The sequence below is a fragment of the Xanthomonas arboricola pv. juglandis genome (assembly GCF_001013475.1).
Lineage (GTDB): Bacteria > Pseudomonadota > Gammaproteobacteria > Xanthomonadales > Xanthomonadaceae > Xanthomonas > Xanthomonas arboricola.
The window spans coordinates 526,036-546,289 of record NZ_JZEF01000001.1; the positions used below are offsets into that span (position 1 = coordinate 526,036).

The 20,254-nt window shown below is 57.2% G+C and carries 18 protein-coding genes and 2 tRNA genes; 19 read left to right on the top strand and 1 reads right to left on the bottom strand.

Annotated features, from left to right (window positions below):
- Positions 1–25 precede the first annotated feature (25 nt).
- From ppnN to XARJCFBP2528_RS02220, 8 genes are all read left to right on the top strand, one after another.
- The gene (gene ppnN, locus XARJCFBP2528_RS02195) at positions 26–1,411 is read left to right on the top strand and encodes a nucleotide 5'-monophosphate nucleosidase PpnN (protein WP_016901083.1); all 1,386 of its coding nucleotides are present in this window, start codon (positions 26–28) and stop codon (positions 1,409–1,411) included.
- 114 nt (positions 1,412–1,525) lie between these two features.
- A complete protein-coding gene (locus XARJCFBP2528_RS21885; RefSeq protein WP_047130723.1) occupies positions 1,526–2,068 on the top strand; it encodes a GspH/FimT family pseudopilin in 543 nt (180 codons plus the stop codon).
- Complete coding sequence (gene pilV / locus XARJCFBP2528_RS02200) at positions 2,065–2,538, top strand: type IV pilus modification protein PilV (protein ID WP_049805016.1); 474 nt, start codon at positions 2,065–2,067, stop codon at positions 2,536–2,538. The genes XARJCFBP2528_RS21885 and pilV overlap by 4 nt, the downstream gene beginning before the upstream one ends.
- On the top strand, positions 2,535–3,674 hold the full coding sequence (locus tag XARJCFBP2528_RS02205) for a PilW family protein (protein WP_039526525.1): 1,140 nt from the start codon (positions 2,535–2,537) through the stop codon (positions 3,672–3,674). The genes pilV and XARJCFBP2528_RS02205 overlap by 4 nt, the downstream gene beginning before the upstream one ends.
- Positions 3,664–4,191, top strand: a complete 528-nt coding sequence (locus tag XARJCFBP2528_RS21890) for a pilus assembly PilX family protein (RefSeq protein ID WP_039526527.1) — start codon at positions 3,664–3,666, stop codon at positions 4,189–4,191. The genes XARJCFBP2528_RS02205 and XARJCFBP2528_RS21890 overlap by 11 nt, the downstream gene beginning before the upstream one ends.
- 9 nt (positions 4,192–4,200) lie before the next feature.
- Entirely contained in the window at positions 4,201–7,980 is a 3,780-nt protein-coding gene (locus XARJCFBP2528_RS21895) for a pilus assembly protein (RefSeq protein ID WP_080591286.1), read from the top strand.
- An 8-nt stretch (positions 7,981–7,988) separates the two neighbouring features.
- On the top strand, positions 7,989–8,411 hold the full coding sequence (locus XARJCFBP2528_RS02215; RefSeq protein WP_026064033.1) for a type IV pilin protein: 423 nt from the start codon (positions 7,989–7,991) through the stop codon (positions 8,409–8,411).
- Positions 8,412–8,481: 70 nt separating this feature from the next.
- Positions 8,482–8,558, top strand: a tRNA-Asn gene (locus XARJCFBP2528_RS02220).
- A gap of 51 nt (positions 8,559–8,609) precedes the next feature.
- On the opposite strand, the gene XARJCFBP2528_RS02225 is transcribed toward XARJCFBP2528_RS02220, so the two are convergent.
- Positions 8,610–9,152 (bottom strand): GspH/FimT family pseudopilin, encoded by a 543-nt coding sequence (locus XARJCFBP2528_RS02225; RefSeq protein WP_026064032.1) that lies wholly within the window; start codon positions 9,150–9,152, stop codon positions 8,610–8,612.
- A gap of 140 nt (positions 9,153–9,292) precedes the next feature.
- Between XARJCFBP2528_RS02225 and uvrB the strand changes: the two genes are divergently transcribed.
- From uvrB to XARJCFBP2528_RS02280, 11 genes are all read left to right on the top strand, one after another.
- Positions 9,293–11,314, top strand: coding sequence for an excinuclease ABC subunit UvrB (uvrB, locus tag XARJCFBP2528_RS02230; protein ID WP_016901080.1), 2,022 nt, complete (start codon positions 9,293–9,295; stop codon positions 11,312–11,314).
- A 104-nt stretch (positions 11,315–11,418) separates the two neighbouring features.
- Positions 11,419–11,493 (top strand) — tRNA-Val (locus tag XARJCFBP2528_RS02235).
- A gap of 527 nt (positions 11,494–12,020) precedes the next feature.
- Entirely contained in the window at positions 12,021–12,263 is a 243-nt protein-coding gene (locus XARJCFBP2528_RS02240) for a hypothetical protein (RefSeq protein ID WP_047124259.1), read from the top strand.
- Positions 12,264–12,298: 35 nt separating this feature from the next.
- Positions 12,299–13,972, top strand: coding sequence for a type IV secretory system conjugative DNA transfer family protein (locus XARJCFBP2528_RS02245; protein WP_047124260.1), 1,674 nt, complete (start codon positions 12,299–12,301; stop codon positions 13,970–13,972).
- 353 nt (positions 13,973–14,325) lie between these two features.
- Complete coding sequence (locus tag XARJCFBP2528_RS02250; RefSeq protein WP_016901077.1) at positions 14,326–14,736, top strand: TcpQ domain-containing protein; 411 nt, start codon at positions 14,326–14,328, stop codon at positions 14,734–14,736.
- Between the two features lie 127 nt (positions 14,737–14,863).
- Positions 14,864–15,883 carry a VirB8 family type IV secretion system protein gene (locus tag XARJCFBP2528_RS02255; RefSeq protein WP_047124261.1) on the top strand — a complete coding sequence of 340 codons (1,020 nt, stop codon included), beginning with the start codon at positions 14,864–14,866 and terminating at the stop codon, positions 15,881–15,883.
- Positions 15,880–16,647, top strand: a complete 768-nt coding sequence (locus XARJCFBP2528_RS02260) for a TrbG/VirB9 family P-type conjugative transfer protein (RefSeq protein WP_039516403.1) — start codon at positions 15,880–15,882, stop codon at positions 16,645–16,647. The genes XARJCFBP2528_RS02255 and XARJCFBP2528_RS02260 overlap by 4 nt, the downstream gene beginning before the upstream one ends.
- The gene (locus tag XARJCFBP2528_RS02265; RefSeq protein ID WP_016901074.1) at positions 16,644–17,813 is read left to right on the top strand and encodes a TrbI/VirB10 family protein; all 1,170 of its coding nucleotides are present in this window, start codon (positions 16,644–16,646) and stop codon (positions 17,811–17,813) included. Before XARJCFBP2528_RS02260 ends, XARJCFBP2528_RS02265 begins: the two co-directional genes overlap by 4 nt.
- A gap of 14 nt (positions 17,814–17,827) precedes the next feature.
- The gene (gene virB11 / locus XARJCFBP2528_RS02270) at positions 17,828–18,868 is read left to right on the top strand and encodes a P-type DNA transfer ATPase VirB11 (RefSeq protein ID WP_016901071.1); all 1,041 of its coding nucleotides are present in this window, start codon (positions 17,828–17,830) and stop codon (positions 18,866–18,868) included.
- A 62-nt stretch (positions 18,869–18,930) separates the two neighbouring features.
- Positions 18,931–19,758 (top strand): lytic transglycosylase domain-containing protein, encoded by an 828-nt coding sequence (locus tag XARJCFBP2528_RS02275; RefSeq protein WP_016901068.1) that lies wholly within the window; start codon positions 18,931–18,933, stop codon positions 19,756–19,758.
- A gap of 58 nt (positions 19,759–19,816) precedes the next feature.
- Positions 19,817–20,227: a TrbC/VirB2 family protein gene (locus XARJCFBP2528_RS02280; RefSeq protein WP_016901064.1), complete on the top strand. Its 411-nt coding sequence runs from the start codon at positions 19,817–19,819 to the stop codon at positions 20,225–20,227.
- The last annotated feature ends 27 nt before the right edge of the window (positions 20,228–20,254 follow it).

Here is a 20,254-nt window from a genome sequence, read left to right on the forward strand (position 1 = left end):
TTCTGAGATACGACAGGAGCAAGCTATGGAACTCAGCAGTACGGCAGCACGGGCGCTGCCGGTGGTGGATGCGCGGATCTACCCGCGCGGTGGCCTGGACGTGTTGTCCAAGGCGGAAGTTGCGCGTCTGCGCGATGCCTCCAGCGGTGGCATGCACGAGCTGTTGCGCCGCTGCGCGCTGGCCGTGCTGACCAGCGGCAGTGCGTCGGACGACCCGCGCGCCGCGCGCGACCTGTATCCGGATTTCGATATCCAGGTGAACCAGCAGGACCGTGGCATCCGCATCGATCTGAGTAACGCACCGGCGATGGCCTTTGTCGATGGCGAGATCATCCGGGGTGTGGCCGAGCTGCTGTTCGCCGTGGTGCGCGACCTGGCCTACATGGCGATCGAGCTGGAAGCCCAGCGCGGGGATCTGGATACCAGCGAAGGCATCACCAACGCGGTGTTCGGGCAGCTGCGCAATGCGCGGATCCTGCAGCCGTCGGACCCGAACCTGGTCGTGTGCTGGGGTGGTCATTCCATTTCGCGCGACGAGTACCTCTACACCAAACAGGTGGGCTACGAGCTGGGCCTGCGGGGCCTGGACATCTGTACCGGCTGCGGCCCGGGCGCCATGAAGGGCCCGATGAAGGGCGCCACCATCGCGCACGCCAAGCAGCGCAAGCATCACACGCGCTACATCGGCGTGACCGAGCCGGGCATCATCGCCGCCGAGTCGCCGAACCCGATCGTCAACCACCTGGTGATCATGCCGGACATCGAGAAGCGCCTGGAAGCCTTCGTCCGCATCGGCCACGGCATCCTGGTGTTTCCGGGCGGCGTCGGCACGGCGGAGGAAATCCTCTACCTGCTCGGCATCCTGCTGCGCGAAGAGAACGCCGACCTGCCGTTCCCGCTGATCCTGACCGGCCCGACCATTGCCGCGCCGTATTTCGAGCAGATCGACCGCTTCATCCGGCTCACCCTGGGCGAAGCTGTCGCTTCCCGCTACGAGATCATCGTCGGCGACCCGGTTGCCGTGGCGCGTCGCATGGCCGAAGGCATCCACGACGTGCGCGCGCACCGCAAGGAACAGAAGGATTCGTACTACTTCAACTGGTCCGTCCACATCCCGCTCGAGTACCAGCAGCCGTTCGAACCCAGCCACGAGGCCATGGCCGCCCTCGACCTGCACCACGGCCGCCCAGCGCCCGCGCTGGCCGCCGACCTGCGGCGTGCCTTCTCCGGCATCGTCGCCGGCAACGTCAAGGAAGACGGCATGCGCCGCATCGAGGAATTCGGCCCCTTCGAAATCCACGGCGACCCGGACATCATGCAGGCCCTGGATGAATTGCTGCGTGGCTTCGTCGAGCAGCGCCGGATGAAGATTTCGGGGGACTACCGGCCTTGTTATCGGGTGGTGACCTGAGACGAAGCAATAGGGGGAGCGCTCGTCCCCCTAGTTGTACCGTTCATCCGTCTGTAGATTGTGTCTGATTTCAGGGTGAGGCACGATGTGGCCTCAACGCTGGGGAGCGTGCAGATGTCGTTTCGAGAGCGCGGTTTCACTATGCTGGAGTTGCTGGTAACCGTCGCGGTGATTGCGGTACTGGCAGCGATCGCCTTTCCTAATTTCAAGAGCGTCATTCAGTCAAATCAAATTGCTACCGCCTCCAATGAGGTTCTTGCCGCATTTTCATTCGGGCGAAGTGAAGCCGTGCGGACTAATAGTAGCGCGGGGATATGCCCTTCCAGTACCGGCACCAGTTGTAGCGGCAATTGGGACAGCGGCTGGATCGTCTGGCGTGACGATAACGCAAATGGAAGTTTGGATGGCAATGAAGCCGTCCTTCGATATGGCCAAGGAAAAGGGGCCGTGACCTACAAAGGAAATCCACCTATTAAATTCACCTTTGATCGACGCGGCAGAGTTGTAGGGAGCGGGTCGAACGGGGCGGCACTGCAAGGGTCACAGGTGTTCCTGATCCAATCAAGTAGCTGTAAAGCTGGTGAGGTTGCATTAGCTCGTACCCTGACTGTGGGTGTAACGGGGCAGATCCGGATTTCCAAGAGCAACTGCACATGAGTAGATCGATTTCTATTCTGAAGAATGGCCGCTCAAGATCGGCGCAACGAGGCTTCTCATTAATCGAGGTGCTTGTCGCGGTCCTTGTCCTTGCAATCGGATTGCTTGGCTTTGCCCTGCTACAGACAACCAGCGTGCGTATGTCGAAAAGTGCAGCCGTTCGGACCCAGGCCACTAACCTAGCCACAGAGCTGCTTGATCAAATGCGCGTTAATCGCTTAAGCGCGGCAAGCTTTCCCAGTCAGGCGACCTTTGCAAGTGGCTCTGTCAGTACAACAAGCTGTATTCCGTCAATTGGCGCTGCCGACGTATCAAAGATGGTTGCTTTATGGAAGTGCGAGGTGGTCAGGACGCTTGGAGATAATGCAGGTTCAACAGTGTTGTTTGATAACGGTGTCGCTACCGTGCAACTGATCTGGAGCGATCGTGGCGGAGATAGTACGCAATTTAGCGTGAGCACTAAACTATGATCGGCTTTAAGCGCGGACGCCTACGAGTCAGCGGCGTATCGTTAATTGAATTGATGATCGCGTTGGTCATAGGTCTGGTGTTGATGCTTGGCATTCTGCAGGTCTTTGCCGCGTCTAAAACTGCGTACCGTCTTTCAGAGGGCCTTGCACGAACTCAGGAAAATGCACGTTTTGCCATCGATTACTTGCAGCGTGATGTAAGAATGGCGGGGCATTTCGGTTGTGTAAGCGATCAATCCCACCTTCAGAACGCTGACGCGTTGCAGTCGAATTTTGCGAGCAACGCGGACCAGGCGCTAAATTTTAAAGTATCAATCCAGGGGTATGAGGCCAACGGCACCGCACCGTCTGACTCAGTAACTCTTGGTGCTCCCACAGGCGGATGGTCTCCTGGTTTGCCTACGTCAATTTCAGCGCTCTCTCCACTAGCCGGCAGTGACATTGTCGTTTTGCGGTTTCTCTCACCGCAGGGTACGCCCGTCAATACAGTAGCCACGGGCGCCAGCACGACGAAATTTACGGTGTCACCGGCGCGGTGGGTTGCCTTCACCCAGGACGGCGTCGCCAATCCCCAACTGTTCGGTGTTGCAGATTGTACCTACGCCGATGTGTTCCAAGCATCTGCTACTTCTGCGTCAACTGGCGAGGTAACGGTGGCAAAAGCCATCAGCCGCTATTCCGCTCAGCCCACCGGGCAAACCAACTTGTACCGAGCAGAGTCGCTTGTTTATTACGTCGCCACAAACTCAGGTGGTGAACCTGCACTCTTCCGGGCGCGATACGGCGGGGCAGGCTACACTAGTGAGGAGCTGGTTGAGGGCGTGGAAAGCTTGCAGTTCATATATGGTCAGGATCGCATAACGGATCTGACAGTGAACCCGCCAAGTGGCTATATTGATGTCCAAAATACTGCTGCAACTCTAGGCAGTGTGGCCGCACAGTGGCGGCGTGTCGGTAGTGTCCAGATTGGACTTTTGATGAGAAGTCCTGAGAATTCCGCAGCGACTGCACCTGCTGTCGCAAATCGCCCACGTGTGCTTGGAGTAGAGTTTGCTCCACCATCTTCCTTTGATGGGAGGGTGCGAGGTGTCTACGAAACGACAGCGGCGCTGAGGAATCGTTTGTATGGAAACTAGCCTGAATAGAATGCAGCAAGGAGGGCGGCTATATCTGACGTCGAGACATAATCAGTCAGGGGCAGTGCTTTATGTCGCCTTGATCATGCTGATTCTTCTTGCGTTGCTCGGAATCGCGGGGATGCAGGTGACAGGCCTGCAAGAACGAATGGCCTTCAATTATCGGTCCACAAATGTTGCATTTCAGAACGCCGAACAGCTTGCCCGCTCTACCGAGTGTGGAGTTGAGAATCTAATTAATCGGACCAACGTCGCCGGCTGCACCGCAGTCTCCGATATAAAGGTGTGCGATCAGGTGTTCGATGCGACTAGTTGGGCAATGAACCTAAAGCCTGCCAATGGTTCTGGGACGAATGTTAGATTGCTGGGCCCATGTATCTCTGGTTATTCCAGTTTTGGCATGGGAGAGGCAGTCAATGAAGATCCCAATCCTATCTATCAAGTCACTGCCTACAATACGGACGGGGTTGACAGCGACGCTGCCGATGCCGCTGTCGACACTATTTTCCGCCCTTGAGGCACACATATGCCGGCTCGTCGCTTTAATCTAAATGTATTGGCCCTGATTGCAGCTGCTGCGCTCTGCACTTATGGCATCTATGCAGCGCTGTCGGCGCAGGGGCAGGGGGATTTGGCCCAAGCGCCGATGAACACACAGAGCCCAGCGCAGGCAGCATTCATTATGGCTGTCGACGATTCGAATTCGATGGGATTCGAGATGTTGACAAGCATCGGTGATTTGAACATGCGCTGGAACTCTTGCACGAGAAGCTTCTTCTCAAGTGCAGGTGTTTTTTATTCGGGCGGTGATAATGATTGCGCAATAAATACTGGTAGCGTCATCTACCTTTTCCCACATGCGGATTTCGATAAGGCTTATGGTGGTGGTGCAATGCCGCCACTGGACCAGTTTGGTTTTGCGCGATCGCCTGCATATAATAAAACCTATTTTGATCCTTCTACGGCCTATTCGCCTTGGCGCAAGGCGGATGGGACGCTTTGGGACAACGCGACTCCTGCTGCGACTCGTGCTGATCCCAGGTCTGATAGGACAGTGCCTTATGGCGTCGTGTATGACTTGACATCTAATCGGTCGTCGACATCAGAGTATTTCTATATTCCGCGGAATACTGCTGTGCCTAATCTTGCGGGCACAGGGGTGCGGTATAGATTTAATAACAATTGGTCGACCGCTGCACGGACTTTCAGTGGTACCAGTGGTAGGGGGAATAACGGGGAAAATGATTCTTCCGGGAATGCAATAGGAAATGCCTTCTATTCGTTCGATTATTTTCCAGCCACATTTTATCTTCCTGCGGCGAGTGCTGCACCCACTGGGTATAAAATCGCTGATGTCAACCGGCCGTTGGCAGTGAATGCCTGTGGGCCTGGCTGTAATCTAAGGCGATATCAAATCAAGCTGGAAAATTACGATAATGCAGCTGCTTATAATGCAGCGATCCAAAACTTTGCTAACTGGTTTCAATATCATCGCAATCGCACGTTGGCCATGATTGGGTCAATGACCCAATCTTTGGCTAATATTAATAACATGCGGATTGGGTATTTTACTATCAATTCTCGAAGTAATGACGTCGTTATGTATCAAATGCCTAACGAACGGCCCAATCTGTATTCTGCGATAACAACCTTGACGCTCAATGGTGGCACCCCGAATCGCTCCGCAGTAGGCTTCCTGGGAGCACAGTTCCGTCGTACTGACGCCGGTGCGCCGGTGCAGCTGTCCTGTCAGAAGAATGCCGGGATGTTGTTTACGGACGGCTATACCAATAGCAATGATGATTCGACAGTCGACAATGAAGATGGTTCACTCAGCACTCCATTTTCTGATAAGTACGCAGGGACAATCGCTGATCTGGCGTCCAAATACTACGAAGGTTCCGGTGTGCCACTGCGAACGGGTGGTACGTTTGCAGCTGGAAGAGTCAGGGCTCCCGACGCCTGCGCTACGTTGGCCACTACCAGTCCGGACTGGAAGCGCCTGGACTGTGAGACCGATCTTCACATGAACTTCTATGGGATCACGTTGGGTGCTCAGGGGCGCATTTATGAAGTCAATGCGGCAGCAACTGCAGATCCCTATGCGAATCCACCGGTCTGGGATAATCTTCCGAATCCAAGCCTTACCGATGACGGGACTGTGATTGACGAGTTGTGGCATGCAACAATCAATTCGCGCGGTGAATTCGTAAATGCCAAAACGCCGGACGAAGTGACTGCTGCGATGCGCAGAATTCTTTCCAGTGTGGCGTCCGGTGCTTCGCCCGCAGGTAGTATCGCTCTTACCGGAGCTCGCATTGGTTCAGGTTCATTCACCGTAGTTCCCTTTTACGAAGCGCTCAATAGTGGCACAGATTGGTACGGGAAGTTGACCGCCCAACGGGTGGCTGCTTCCACTGCAAGTGGTGATCTTGCTTATACGGATATCTGGGAGGCGGGTGCGCTGATTCCGCAGAGCACGTCTCGTACTATTTTTTATGGCACGTCAACCGGTGTGGCACCTTTTAACTCTACTAACGTAAAATTGGCGGATCTTTGCAGTAATGTGGCTTCGGGCATGTCTACCTGTACCGATGCGGTGATCACGACGCGACTAAAGGTCGATGCTACCCAGGCCGTGGATTACTTGCGTGGGAATCAAGCCTTGGAGACATCTAGCACCACGCCGTTGCGTAAACGTACAACGCGGCTGGGTGATATTGTCAACTCTACTCCGGTGATCGAGTCTCCGACAGATGACTTTGGTTATCGGTCAATGTATGACGCGGCTTCCAATAAGTTTGACCCCTATAACTATGCCGCTTACTTGAAGGCAAAGGCTGCGGGTGGTCGCAGTATGGTGTATGTAGGTGCTAATGACGGAATGCTGCACGGCTTCAATGCCAGTAACGGTGTTGAGCAGTTTGCTTATATTCCGCAAACAGCCTTAGGCCACATGGGGAATTTGCTGTTTCCGTACAACGCAGCTGATAAGAACAATCAGTATTTCCAGCATCGTTATTATGTGGATGGACCAGTTGCTGTTTCCGATGTCGCATCTGCTGTTGATAGTTGGTCCACAGTGCTTGTAGGAACTGCTGGCGCCGGTGGTAAGAGTGTTTTTGCCCTGAATGTTACAAGCCCTTCAAGCTTCTCGGCGAATAGTCGCCTTTGGGAGTTGAGTGACTCAAACTCCAATGCGGCAATTTCGCGAAATATCGGCAACGTTCTAGGTAAACCTGTCATTGTCCCAGTGCGTAGTTCATCCGGCGTCGTTAGATGGAAGGCAATTTTTGGAAATGGTTACGGAAGTGCCAATGGTAGAGCTGTGCTGTTTGTTGTTGATATCTTGAGTGGAAGGGTGAATCTAATCCCCGCAATTGAAGCTGGAATCAATAACGCAAATGGCCTGGGAAATATTGTCGTCTTGGATCGTTTTTCCGGATCGACAGGTACCGAAAGTGGACGTGATGGCTCTGCGGATACGGTTTACGCAGCTGACCAGCTTGGGGCGATTTGGAAATTTGATCTTCGTAGCCTTGCATCAAATCCCGCCACGCCGGAGACGGCTGCAACGCTGGCGCTGCCGTTGTTTGTCGCCAAGGATGCTCAGGGAGCCCGCCAGCCTGTTCTAGGTGGTTTGCGTGCGACTGCGGGGCCGGGGGGCGGCGTGATGCTGTTCTTTGGTACTGGGGGATTCTCTTTCCGAAGTGACGCGTCTGATACTTCTCAGCAGACACTTTATGGTGTGCTTGACCGCGGCAGCGCCACCACAATTCAGCGCGCCGACCTCCTGCAGCAAAGAACCGTCTCTAGTTCGGTGGACAGCCGCGAAACGACCACCTTGGCCATGCCTGCAGGAGGTCTGGGGTGGTATCTCGATTTGCCAGGCCAGGGTGAGCGTTTTGTGGGAAATCCTGCAATCCAAAATGGCATCGTTTTTTTCCCGACGTTCCAACCTGGCTCCACGGACGGTTGTTTGCCTGGCGGTACCAATTGGCTGTACGGACTCAGTGCGCTATCCGGGGCAGCGCAACTCTCCGGGGTGAGGGTTGGTGCGCCGACTGGTCCTGCTTACTCCTCGGGCACTGGGGCAGTGGCACTCAAGACTGAAGGGTCGTCGCCTGTGAAGGACGTTGCTGTGATGACGATGCCTCGGCAGGGGCCTCTCACATCCGATGCGTCCAGTAGCGACCTTGACAACGCACTATCGAGGCAATGCCAGATGATGATTAACCTTCCCGGCTCTAAGACGCTGTTCATGGCGCGCGCCTGTGGACGTCAATCCTGGAGGCAGATCAAGTGAAGGCCAGCATGTCAAACGGGCGCTGCGTAACGACCGGTTTCACATTGATCGAGCTGATGATCACTGTTGCGATAGTGGCTATCCTCGCCGCTGTGGCGTATCCGTCCTATATCGAACACGTCAGGAAGTCTCGTCGGGCTCAAGCGAAGGCTGATTTGGTTGAGTTGGCGCAATTAGCGGAGCGTTTCCATACGGCGAATGGGACGTTTGCGAATTTTTCACTGAGCGGTAGTGGGGGGTTCACCCAATCTCCCAAGGAGGGGGGGGCTGCGCGCTACCTGCTTTCCCTTGCCGCTGCACCGAGCTCCTCCACCTTTTCTGTTGTCGCCACGCCGCAGGGCGATCAAGCCAAGGACAAGTGCGGTACGCTCTCCCTCAATCAGGCAGGGGCGAAGTCGGCTAGCGGAGGAAGTGTTGCTGACTGTTGGTGAGCGCTTGACACAGATCCTGAAAAAAAACGCTTGCCAGTAGTGCCGAGGCCTCTGTACAATTCGCCTCCCCGCCCGAATAGCTCAGCCGGTTAGAGCACTTGACTGTTAATCAGGGGGTCGTTGGTTCGAGTCCAACTTCGGGCGCCAAGATGTTGAAGAGGCCGCGACTAGTCGCGGCCTCTTTGTTTTTGCTGTAGCTCACCGTGCGGGGCATGTGGTTGGTTGCCTGTAGCGAACAGACCGCGTTCGCCCTGAGTTGTTGACAATGACATCTGCCAGACGCTGCGCACGCGTGCAGAGGCTGATCGTGATGTTGGTGCCGCTGTTGCGGCCGTTCGGAAGAAATCGGACAAGCGATCGGCCGGTCGTTCCAGTGATACTGATGTTGTCGCTCGCAGCGTACTGCTCAACCTGCAGGACCGAGTCCGTATCTGCAGGCTGGCCAGTGCGCAGCGGATCCTTAAAAAGGATCCAACCCTGGCTCCAGTCCCTTCCAGATCGACAATTTGCCCCATCACCAGACGGGCAGATGCTGACCGGCAAGCGATGCGTGACAGCCAGGCTTCTGGCCATCGCCAGATGTGCGGTGAGTAAGTGAACCCTTGCCTGTGCTCGCTGCCACTCGATCAAAGCGTTGAAGCTGGGCAGGCCGATGGCTGCCACGATCCCGATGATCGCCATCACGATCACTAGCTGTAGTGCCGTGTACCCTTTTTCGCACGAACGAGTCACTGCTTTCACCGTCCTGCTCCCTGGCTCGGAACAAGCAGTCTCTACGGCGTCTATGGCTCAGGTAAGGTCGGCTCTCACGTGATGACGGGTCAGACTTTTACCGAAGGTGGCCTCCGCCGTTCGTGCAGTCCTCCCCCGAGACCCGCTCCATGACCGACCGTTTTCAGCTCGTATCCCCGTACTCCCCAGCCGGCGATCAGCCTGCCGCCATCGACAAGCTGGTGGCCAGCTTCGAGGCCGGCCTGGCCAAGCAGACCTTGTTGGGTGTGACCGGCTCCGGCAAGACCTACACTATTGCCAACGTGATTCAGCAGGTGCAGAAGCCAACCCTGGTGATGGCGCCGAACAAGACGCTGGCGGCGCAGCTGTACGGTGAGTTCAAGTCGTTTTTTCCGCACAACGCGGTGGAGTACTTCGTCAGCTACTACGATTACTACCAGCCCGAGGCCTATGTGCCGTCGTCGGACACCTTCATCGAGAAGGACAGTTCGATCAACGAGCACATTGAGCAGATGCGTCTGTCGGCGACCAAGACCTTGCTGTCGCGTCGTGATTCGCTGGTGGTGGCCACGGTGTCGGCGATCTACGGCCTGGGCGCGCCGGAAGACTATCTGTCACTGCGCTTGATCCTGTCGGTGGGCGAGCACATCGACCAGCGGCAGTTGATCCGCCATCTCACCGATCTGCAGTACACCCGCAACGAATTCGAGCTGACCCGTGGCGCGTTCCGCGTGCGTGGCGAAGTGCTGGACGTGTTCCCGGCAGAATCCGACACCGAGGCGTTGCGTATCGAGTTGTTCGATGGCGACATCGAGCAGCTGACCCTGTTCGATCCGTTGACCGGCGAAACGCTGCGCAAGCTGCAGCGCTACACCGTGTATCCCAAGACCCATTACGCGACCACGCGCGAGCGCACGCTGAGTGCGGTGGATACGATCAAGGACGAGTTGAAGGAGCGGTTGGAGCAGCTGTATTCGCAGAACAAGCTGGTCGAAGCACAGCGGCTGGCGCAGCGCACCCAGTTCGATCTGGAAATGATGGCCGAAGTCGGCTTCTGCAACGGTATCGAGAACTACTCGCGGCATCTCACCGGCAAAGCGCCTGGCGAGCCGCCGCCGACGTTGTTCGACTACCTGCCGCCGGACGCGTTGCTGGTCATCGACGAGTCGCACGTGACCATTCCGCAGATCGGCGCGATGTACAAGGGCGACCGCTCGCGCAAGGAGACGCTGGTGGAATTCGGCTTCCGCCTGCCGTCGGCACTGGACAACCGGCCGCTGCGTTTCGAGGAATGGGAGGCGCGTTCGCCACGCAGCATCTATGTCTCGGCCACACCGGGTCCCTACGAGCTGCGCGAGTCCGCGGGCGAGATCACCGAGCTGGTGGTGCGCCCGACCGGCCTGATCGATCCGGTGGTCGAGATCCGCCCGGTCGGAACGCAGGTGGACGACCTGATGTCCGAAATCCACGAGCGCATCAAGCTCGGCGACCGCGTGTTGGTGACGACGCTGACCAAGCGCATGTCCGAGAACCTCACCGAGTACCTCGGCGAGCACGGCATTCGCGTGCGCTATCTGCATTCGGATATCGACACGGTGGAGCGCGTGGAGATCATCCGCGACCTGCGCCTGGGCAAGTTCGATGTGCTGGTCGGCATCAATCTCCTGCGAGAAGGCCTGGATATGCCGGAAGTGTCGCTGGTGGCGATCCTGGATGCGGACAAGGAAGGCTTCCTGCGCTCCACCGGCTCGCTGATTCAGACCATCGGCCGCGCCGCGCGCAACCTGCGCGGCAAGGCCATTCTGTATGCCGACAAGATCACGCGTTCGATGCAGGCGGCGATCGACGAGACCGACCGCCGCCGCGAGAAGCAGGTCGAGTACAACCTGGAGCATGGCATCACGCCCAAGTCGGTGGCGCGTCCGATCTCCGACATCATGGAAGGTGCGCGCGAGGATGCCGCCGAGAAGAAGGCAGGCAAGGGGCGCTCGAAGTCGCGTCAGGTGGCGGAGGAAATGCCCGATTACCGCGCGATGGGGCCTGCCCAGATCGCCGGCAAGCTCAAGAGCCTGGAGCAGCAGATGTACCAGCACGCCAAGGACCTGGAGTTCGAGGCGGCCGCGCAGATTCGCGACCAGATCCAAAAACTCAAAGCTGCCAGCCTGGCGTAGGGCAGGGCGACAGCACGAAAGTTCGAGCGCAGGGAGGGCTTGTGGTGATCCAAACCCTGCGCTAGAATGCGCGCCCTGCACAGCGCAATGCTGACGCAGGAAACGGGCGGTTAGCTCAGCGGTAGAGCACTACCTTGACATGGTAGGGGTCACAGGTTCGAACCCTGTACCGCCCACCACTCCAAGTCCAGACGGCACGGCGACTTGAGTGGCTTCAACATCGGCAGCGACTGCTGCCGCAGATCCCAAAGTGATTACGCAGCAGCTCTTGCAGCTTCCGCGTGTCCTGTATTTCGTCTTCGACGATCGCTTTCACTTCCTTGTGTGCATCGCCCAGGCGTGTTGGACGAATTTCGTGCGGCGGTCGGGCATTGCCGGCGGCGGAGCGGTGGCCTAGCAAGCCAGGCGCTCTTTCGCTCCTGAGTAATAGGTCCTGGCGCCAGGCCAAGCTTCCGCTTCGCGTGTCATTTCGTCGCAGCGCTGGTCACCCATCCACGAAGCGGCAGGTAGTTCTTTTTAACGCCAGGCACGTGCGTGACTCTGAAAGCACTTCAAGCGCTCACTGAATTCCACCGGCGGTGACGCATCCCGATCGTCGCCTCGCCTCGAATGCGCGCGCGGTTGTGCCGGCTTGGCCGAAACCGCTTTCTCCATCACACGTCTTGCTTTAGCATCGCCTCCGCGCTGACGAAAAGGAAGGCTGGCGATGGACGAGTATCAGCACACGGTGCTGACCAGGGGCGGGTACCGTGTCGTGGCAATCACCCGGGAAGACACCTACGCGCCCGACGCCGTGGTGGCCTATGCCGTGGTGACGGTTGCCGGAACCCGGATCACGCCGGATCTTTCCCTGGATCAGGCCAGAGTCTGGATCGACTCGCTCGTCGAAAGCGAGAGTGGTGGACGCAGGTCGGATCTGGTCGATCACAAACCCGTCGTCCGTCGCTAAGTGCCGTTGAGAAGTAAGCCAAGGAGTAGGGGCGCGTGTCCAAAGCCAAAATAATTGCAATCGCCACCGTGGTGACATTGCTTGTTGGATATTTCCTGTCCGGATATCTGACGCTTCTGTTGTTGCGGCTCGATACCGGGCTGTACGCGTGGGATACCTACTACCGCTACGTCAAGGCGCTTGGCCTGCCGGAAGTGGCGCCTTACGCAACCAAGATCAAGATGTCCGGCATTCTCGGCTTTGGTCTGCCCGGGATCATCTGGGCCATCACAGTCGTGCTCCTGGTCAAGCCGAAGGCGCGGGCGCTGCATGGCGACGCGCGCTTTGCCGGAGCGGCAGACCTTTCCAAGCACGGTTTGTTCAAGCCGAGCGGCAACGGCATCGTGGTGGGCAAGTTCAACGGCAAGCTTGTACGGCTGAGCGGGCAACAGTTCGTGATCCTTGCCGCGCCAACGCGCTCCGGCAAGGGCGTCGGCGTGGTCATTCCCAACCTGCTGGAGTACCAGGAATCGGTAGTGGTCCTGGACATCAAGCAGGAGAACTTCGACCTCACCAGTGGCTGGCGCGCCAGTCAGGGGCATGAGGTGTTCCTCTTCAATCCCTTCGCCGAAGACCGTCGTACGCATCGCTGGAATCCGCTGACCTACGTGTCCAGTGACCCCGCCTTCCGCGTGTCGGATCTGATGAGCATTGCCGCGATGCTGTATCCGGACGGGTCGGATGACCAGAAGTTCTGGGTCAGCCAGGCGCGTAATGCCTTCATGGCGTTCGCCCTGTATCTGTTCGAAAACCAGGACGAAGAGTTGTCGCTCGGCTTCCCGGGTGGGGCAGGGGCTCCCACGCTTGGCGGCATCTATCGCCTCTCGTCCGGGGATGGCACAGACCTCAAGAAGTACCTCAAGTCGCTGTCCGAACGAAGATTCCTCAGCAGCAATGCGCGCTCGGCATTTGCCAACATGCTGTCACAGGCGGATGAGACCTTTGCGTCCATCATGGGCACCCTGAAAGAGCCGCTCAACGCATGGATCAACCCGGTCCTGGATGCGGCCACCAGCGCAGACGACTTCCTGCTCACCGACCTGCGCAAGAAGAAGATGACGATCTACATCGGCATCCAGCCAAACAAGCTGGCCGAAAGTCGGCTCATCATCAACCTGCTCTTCAGTCAGATCATCAACCTCAACACCCGCGAGCTTCCGAAGTCCAATCCGGAGCTGAAGTACCAATGCCTGCTGTTGATGGACGAATTCACCTCGATCGGCAAAGTGGACATCATTGCCACCGCGGTAGCCTACATGGCGGGTTACAACCTTCGTCTGCTGCCGATCATTCAGAGCATGGCGCAGCTGGACGCGACCTATGGCAAGGACCTGTCGCGCACCATTATCACCAACCACGCGCTGCAGATCCTGTACGCGCCGCGCGAGCAGCAGGATGCGAACGACTACTCCGAGATGTTGGGCTACACGACGATCAAGAAGAAGAACATCACCCGAGGCAGGGAAACCACCCGAAGTGTCTCCGAGGAGCGACGTGCGTTGATGCTTCCGCAGGAGCTGAAGGCGATGGGCAACGAGAAGGAAGTCTTCCTGTACGAAGGCATCCCGCATCCGGTGAAATGCGACAAGATCCGCTACTACGAAGACCGCTATTTCACTGCGCGCCTGCTGCCCAAGACAGACGTGAAAACGCTTTCCATCAGGCTGTGACGGTCGTCGCACAACGGCTGCGAAGGGGCGCCGGTAATTCTTGACTCATGTGTTCGTTAAGGGCAAAGTTACCCAGAATTCGCGCAGTGTTGATTTTTTGTTAAGAGGGGCGGCGCCGGACGGGGTCGTACAGGAGTAAGGCTATGGATGGTTCTTCGGCGTATTCATTTTTACCGGGTGTGCGCATGCATGGCGCTGACTGACTGGCCTGTTCGGGCTGGTTCGGGCGGCCGCGCACACTCGATCGAGTCATCAACGGCAGATCCCCTCCGTCACCCGAAGGTGAGCGGAGCTGTTGTGCTGTCCGTCTTAAGCCCGAAATCTCATGAGTTGGAGAAGTCAGAGTGAATCCGATGTCTGTGTCCAAGCTGTCGCTGGTCTTGGTGGTCGCTGCGTTGGTTGGGGCCTGCGCGACCAAGCCTGCTCCCGATTTTGGTGGACGTTGGAAGCACGTCAATCACTTTGACGAAGCACCTACCGAAATTCCGCTCTACACCTCTTATACGTATCAGGCCACGCCGATGGACGGCACGTTGAAGACGATGCTGGAACGGTGGGCCACGGATTCCAACATGCAGCTGTCCTACAACCTGCCTTCGGACTACACCCTGATCGCCCCGGTTTCCAATATCAGCACCACCAGCGTGCAGCAAGCCGCCACCGAGCTGAGCGCGGTGTACGCAGCGCAAGGTGTGTCGGTTTCGGTCTCCGCCAACAAGTTGCTGGTACAGCCGGTGCCGGTGTCGTCTGGAGCCAAGCTCTAAGAGCTGAACTGCTGATCCGATGCTCCGAGCATTCGGGTCGGTGAGCCAGCTCAAGCCTCCCATGTGTCCGCGCACGTCGCGGCAATAGTTTCAGGCCTGACAAGGCCCTACGGTGACGGATCTAGACATGTTGCGTAAGAAGGTCAGTGAAAAGGACGGATCTGCCCAAGTGGGTGCGGCCGTCCAGAAAGCGGTGAACTACGAGGTCAGCATCGCCGATCTCGCACGCCGCAGCGAAAAGCGTGCATGGATGGTAGCGACCGTTTCCATGATCATTACCGTTATGACGGCCGGCGGCTATTACTACATGCTGCCGCTGAAAGAGAAGGTGCCGTACCTGGTAATGGCGGACGCCTACTCGGGAACCAGCACGATCGCAAAACTCGAGGCGAATTTTGGTGGTCGGACGATCAGTACCAGTGAGGCGCTAGCGCGCAGCAATATCGCGCGTTTCATTATTGCCCGTGAATCATTCGATCTCTCCATCATCGGTCAGCGCGACTGGAATACTGTATCGGCAATGGGTGCCACGAATGTTGTGAATGAATATCGGGCGCTGCACTCCGCGAATAATCCGTTGCGGCCCTTGAATACGTACGGAAAGCTGCGTGCCATTCGCATCAATATTCTGAGTATTACGTTGATTGGCGGAAAAGGACAGCCCTACAAAGGGGCGACCGTACGTTTTCAACGGACTGTGTACGACAAGAATTCGACGGTCTCTACGCTGCTTGACAACAAGATCGCGACAATGGGCTTTGTCTACCAAGATAATCTGGAGATGAGTGACAGCCTGCGAGTCGAAAATCCTCTAGGCTTCCGAGTAACTGATTACCGGGTAGACAACGACTACTCCTCGTTGCCAGCTGCTCCTGCCGGTGGGGCCGTGATCAACCCGCAGCCTCAGTCAGCGGCACAGCAGGTTGGTACTGGCATGATCGATCCTGGCGCGGCAAACGCCTCTGGTGCAGTTCAGCAGGGGGGCGTCCCGTTGCAGCAGGGAGCACTTCCGCAGGGTGGCGTGCCTCAACAGCAGGTGCAGCCCGCCTTTCCCGATCAAATGCAGCCAGCAGCTCAGCCTGCGGCGCAGCCCGCGATTCAACCCCAGGGGATGCAGAACAATGTCAATGGAGCGAGTGGTCGATGAAACTTTTTAATCGGTACAGCGCTGCGTTATTTTCAGCACTGCCACTTGCAATATGCGCTTTCTCGGCTGCCGCTCAAGTGGTTCAGGAGTATGAGTATGCTCCGGACCGCATCTACCAGGTACGCACCGGTCTTGGCATTACCACTCAGGTCGAGCTAAGCCCGAACGAAAAGATCCTGGATTACAGCACAGGCTTTACTGGTGGTTGGGAACTGACGCGGCGCGAGAATGTTTTTTATCTCAAGCCCAAGAATGTCGATGTCGATACGAACATGATGATTCGTACGGCAACGCATTCCTACATTCTTGAGCTCAAGGTGGTTGCAACTGACTGGCAGCGCCTCGAGCAGGCGAAGCAGGCTGGCGTTCAATACAAGGTCGTGTTCACCTATCCGAAGGACACAAGCTTCAACAATGTCGAAGACGCGGATACGTCGAAGAAAGGCCCGTTGTTGAATGCCAAGATTTTGAAAGATCGGCGTTATTACTACGACTACGACTATGCGACACGTGCCAAGAAGTCCTGGCTTATTCCAAGCCGCGTCTATGACGATGGCAAGTTCACCTATATCAATATGGATTTGACGCGGTTTCCGACCGGGAATTTCCCGGCAGTTTTTGCCCGCGAAAAGGAACACGCGGAGGATTTTCTCGTCAATACCACGGTGGAGGGCAACACCCTGATCGTGCACGGGACTTACCCTTTCCTGGTGGTTCGCCATGGCGATAACGTCGTCGGTCTGCGAAGGAACAAGCAAAAGTGAACTCGAATATTCCAAACAGCCCTGATGAGCGCTCCCCGAACAATGGCGGGGAAGAGCTGCGCAACGGTGAGTACAACGAGCGCAACAATCCTTACTTTGCGCGTCAGCAGGCAGGTGCCGAACCGGACCTTGACGCCAATGAACCGGTGTTGCGTTCCAGCGACATCAAGCGTCTGAATCGCAAGGCGTTGGTGTTTCTGGCTGCCATTGCCGCGTTGTTGATTCTCGTCATCTTCTGGCTGGCGACACAAAGCGGAGAGGATTCTCCCCCGCCGAAACAGCGTACGGAGACGGTGGTTGCGCCAGCGTTGCCGCAGAACATGACTGCGCCGGTGGATGAGGCGCCAGTTCCACTCGCCCAGCAACCCAGCTTGCCGCCCCTGCCGCCAATGCCGACTGATGACAGCGAAGAGGGCAGCTCAGCGCCGGAGCGTCAGCGCGGCCCGACATTGCTGGAGCGCCGTATCCTTGCCGAATCTGCCGCAAACGGCGCCGGCATGCCCGGGCAAACGGCCGCTCAGCCCGCACCTGGCCAAGAAGAAAGTCCTGTTACGCTGGCTAAGCCGATCAGCAACCCGGATGGTTTGTTGGTACGTGGCACCTACATCCGTTGCATCCTGGAGACCCGGATCATTTCCGATTTCGGTGGCTACACCTCGTGCATCGTGACCGAGCCGGTGTACTCGATTAACGGCCACAACCTGCTCTTGCCGAAGGGTTCCAAGATGCTCGGCCAGTACGGCGCCGGAGAGCCGACGACCAGGCGCCTGCAGGTCGTGTGGGATCGGGTCACCACGCCGACCGGGCTGGATGTCACACTGGTCGGCCCTGGCATCGATACGCTCGGCAGCGCCGGCCATCCGGGTGATTACAGCGCGCATTGGGGTAACAAGATTGCATCGGCGCTGTTCATCAGCTTGTTGAGCGATGCATTCAAGTATGCGGCTGCTGAATATGGTCCAGAAACGACGACAATCGGTGTTGGCAGCGGAATCGTCACTCAGCAGCCCTTCGAGAGTAATACTGCTCGCAGCATGCAGCAGCTCGCCGAGCAGGCTGTGGAAAAGTCTGGGCGTCGTCCGGCAACCTTGACGATCAATCAGGGCACCGTGTTGAACGTTTATGTTGCCAAGGACGTCGATTTCTCGGCGGTCCTGCCGAAGTGAATGAAAAGCCTGCCATGACGATCGATGATTCCCCGACGGCGCGCATTTCGAATGATTTCCTGGATTACCAGTACTCGGTGCTGGGCATCCTGGACTACCTGAATTCGCCTGACGTGACTGAAATATGCATCAATCGGCCTGGCGAGCTGTATCTTGAAACGATCCATGGGTGGCAGCGGGTCGACGTGCCATCCTTGACATATGACCGTGCCCGCCAGTTCTGCACGGCGGTGGTGAACGAAAGCAACACCGGGCAGCGCATTACCGATGCAGATCCCGTGGTCTCGCTGACGTTTCCTACAGGGCAGCGTGCGCAGTTTGTCATGCCGCCCGCGTGCGATGCAGGCAAGGTGTCCATCACCATCCGGCTCCCTTCCAAGCACACCAAATCGCTCGAGCAATACAAGCACGACGGGTTCTTCGATGAGGTGCTGGAGCAATCGGCCGATGTCAGCGATCACGATCAGGAACTGCTGGAACTGCGCCGAAAGCGCGATTACGCAGAATTCTTCAAAAAGTGCGTGCTGTACAAGAAGAACGTCGTCGTTGCCGGAGCGACCGGTAGCGGCAAGACTACCTTCATGAAGGCGCTCGTCAATCACATTCCGAGCGAAGAGCGCCTGGTGACGATCGAGGACGCACGTGAGTTGTTCATCAGTCAGCCCAATTCCGTGCACCTGCTGTACTCGAAGGGCGGGCAGAGTACCAGCAACGTAACGGCTAAAAGCTGCATGGAAGCCTGTCTGCGCATGAAGCCGGATCGCATTATCCTGGCCGAGTTGCGTGGTGATGAGTCGTTCTACTTCATCCGTAACTGCGCATCCGGGCATCCGGGTTCCATTACCAGCTGCCACGCCGGAAGTGTCGAGCAAACGTGGGACCAGTTGGCGTTGATGGTGAAGGCATCGAGCGAAGGCTCCGGTCTGGAATTCGAGGTGATCAAGCGCTTGCTGAGAATGACCATCGATATCGTGGTTCATATCAAGGCACATGCGGGGCGCCGGTTCATCACGGGCATCGACTTCGATCCCTTGAGAACCTTGCGCGGTGGTTGAAAGGTCAATCCTTTGGTTGGGGCTGGTTCGGTTTTGCAAGGAGTAATGACATGTTGCCTGGCATGGAACTGATGGGGTGCACTGGACTTGCTGTTCCTGGCGAGGTGATGCAGCACGTTGTCCATGTCGAGTCGTCGCGCAATCCGTATGCCATCGGCGTGGTTGGCGGGCGGTTGGTGCGTGAGCCACGGGGGTTGGCTGAAGCAGTGGCCACTGCCAAGATGCTGGAGCAGAAGGGCTACAACTTCTCCCTCGGACTAGGCCAGGTCAATCGCTACAACCTGCAAAAATACGGGCTTACCAGTTATGAGATGGCATTCGATAAATGCCCCAATCTGGTCGCTGCTTCGAGGATTCTGGCGGAGTGCCATTCGCGCTCCGGCGCCAATTGGGGCAAGTCGTTCAGCTGTTACTACTCCGGCAACTTCGAGACCGGCTTCAAGCACGGTTATGTCCAAAAGATCTATGCATCCATTCGTCAGTCGGTAGCATCCTCCTCTGGAGCCGAGCCCATTGCGGTCGTGCCGACACGCCAGGTGCAGTTGCGGCCTGCCAATCCGTTGCGGCAAGCGGCCGCCGAACTGGCAGATGCGATCGTGTCAAGGCGTATTCAGGATTTTTCCGGTACGGGCCACACGGCGGCTTCACCGTCGGGGCCTATGCTATCCGCACCTTCAGCACCTTACTCTCTGCCGAGTCGGGCCACCCCTGTGGCTCCAGCAGCGGAGAAGGAGTTGTATGTGATAAAGCCGACGGGCCAAGGGCGTGGGGTAGCGTTGCCCGCTGTCGCACCGCAAGCCTTGACGCAGACCGACCAACCCGTAACTCCCGTCTCCGTGCCGCGTGCCCCACAGACGGCTCCGCAAGTAGATAGCGCATTTGTTTTTTAGGATGGAAGATCGCCAAGGATATGGCTGCTGGACCCCCTCTGTTCCCAAGGAGTTAGACATGAAGTTTGAAATCGACAAGAAGACAATGGCAGATGCCAAGATGGTTGGCACTCAGGCGCTGAAGGCACTGGTGTTCATTTCGCTGCTGATGGTGGCAGGTGGCGCAGCGGCTGATGGAAACGGTCTCGCAGAAACCGATACGCGCGTCTGCGGCTTTCTGAACAACGTGAAGAAGCTGCTGAACATGGGTTCGATCGCGGTGGTTACCATCGCGGTTATCGTGGCTGGTTACCAGATCGCCTTCGCACACAAGCGCATCTCCGAAGTGTCCCCCATCCTCATCGGCGGCGTTTTGATCGGTGCTGCTACCCAGATTGCCAATATGATCCTGCAGAACAAGGACGCGAACGCCGCGGACTGCTCGGGAGTCGGTGCCTCGCTGATGCAGATCGTTCAGCACTATGCATAAAGACGTACTCGAACTATGATGCCAAGG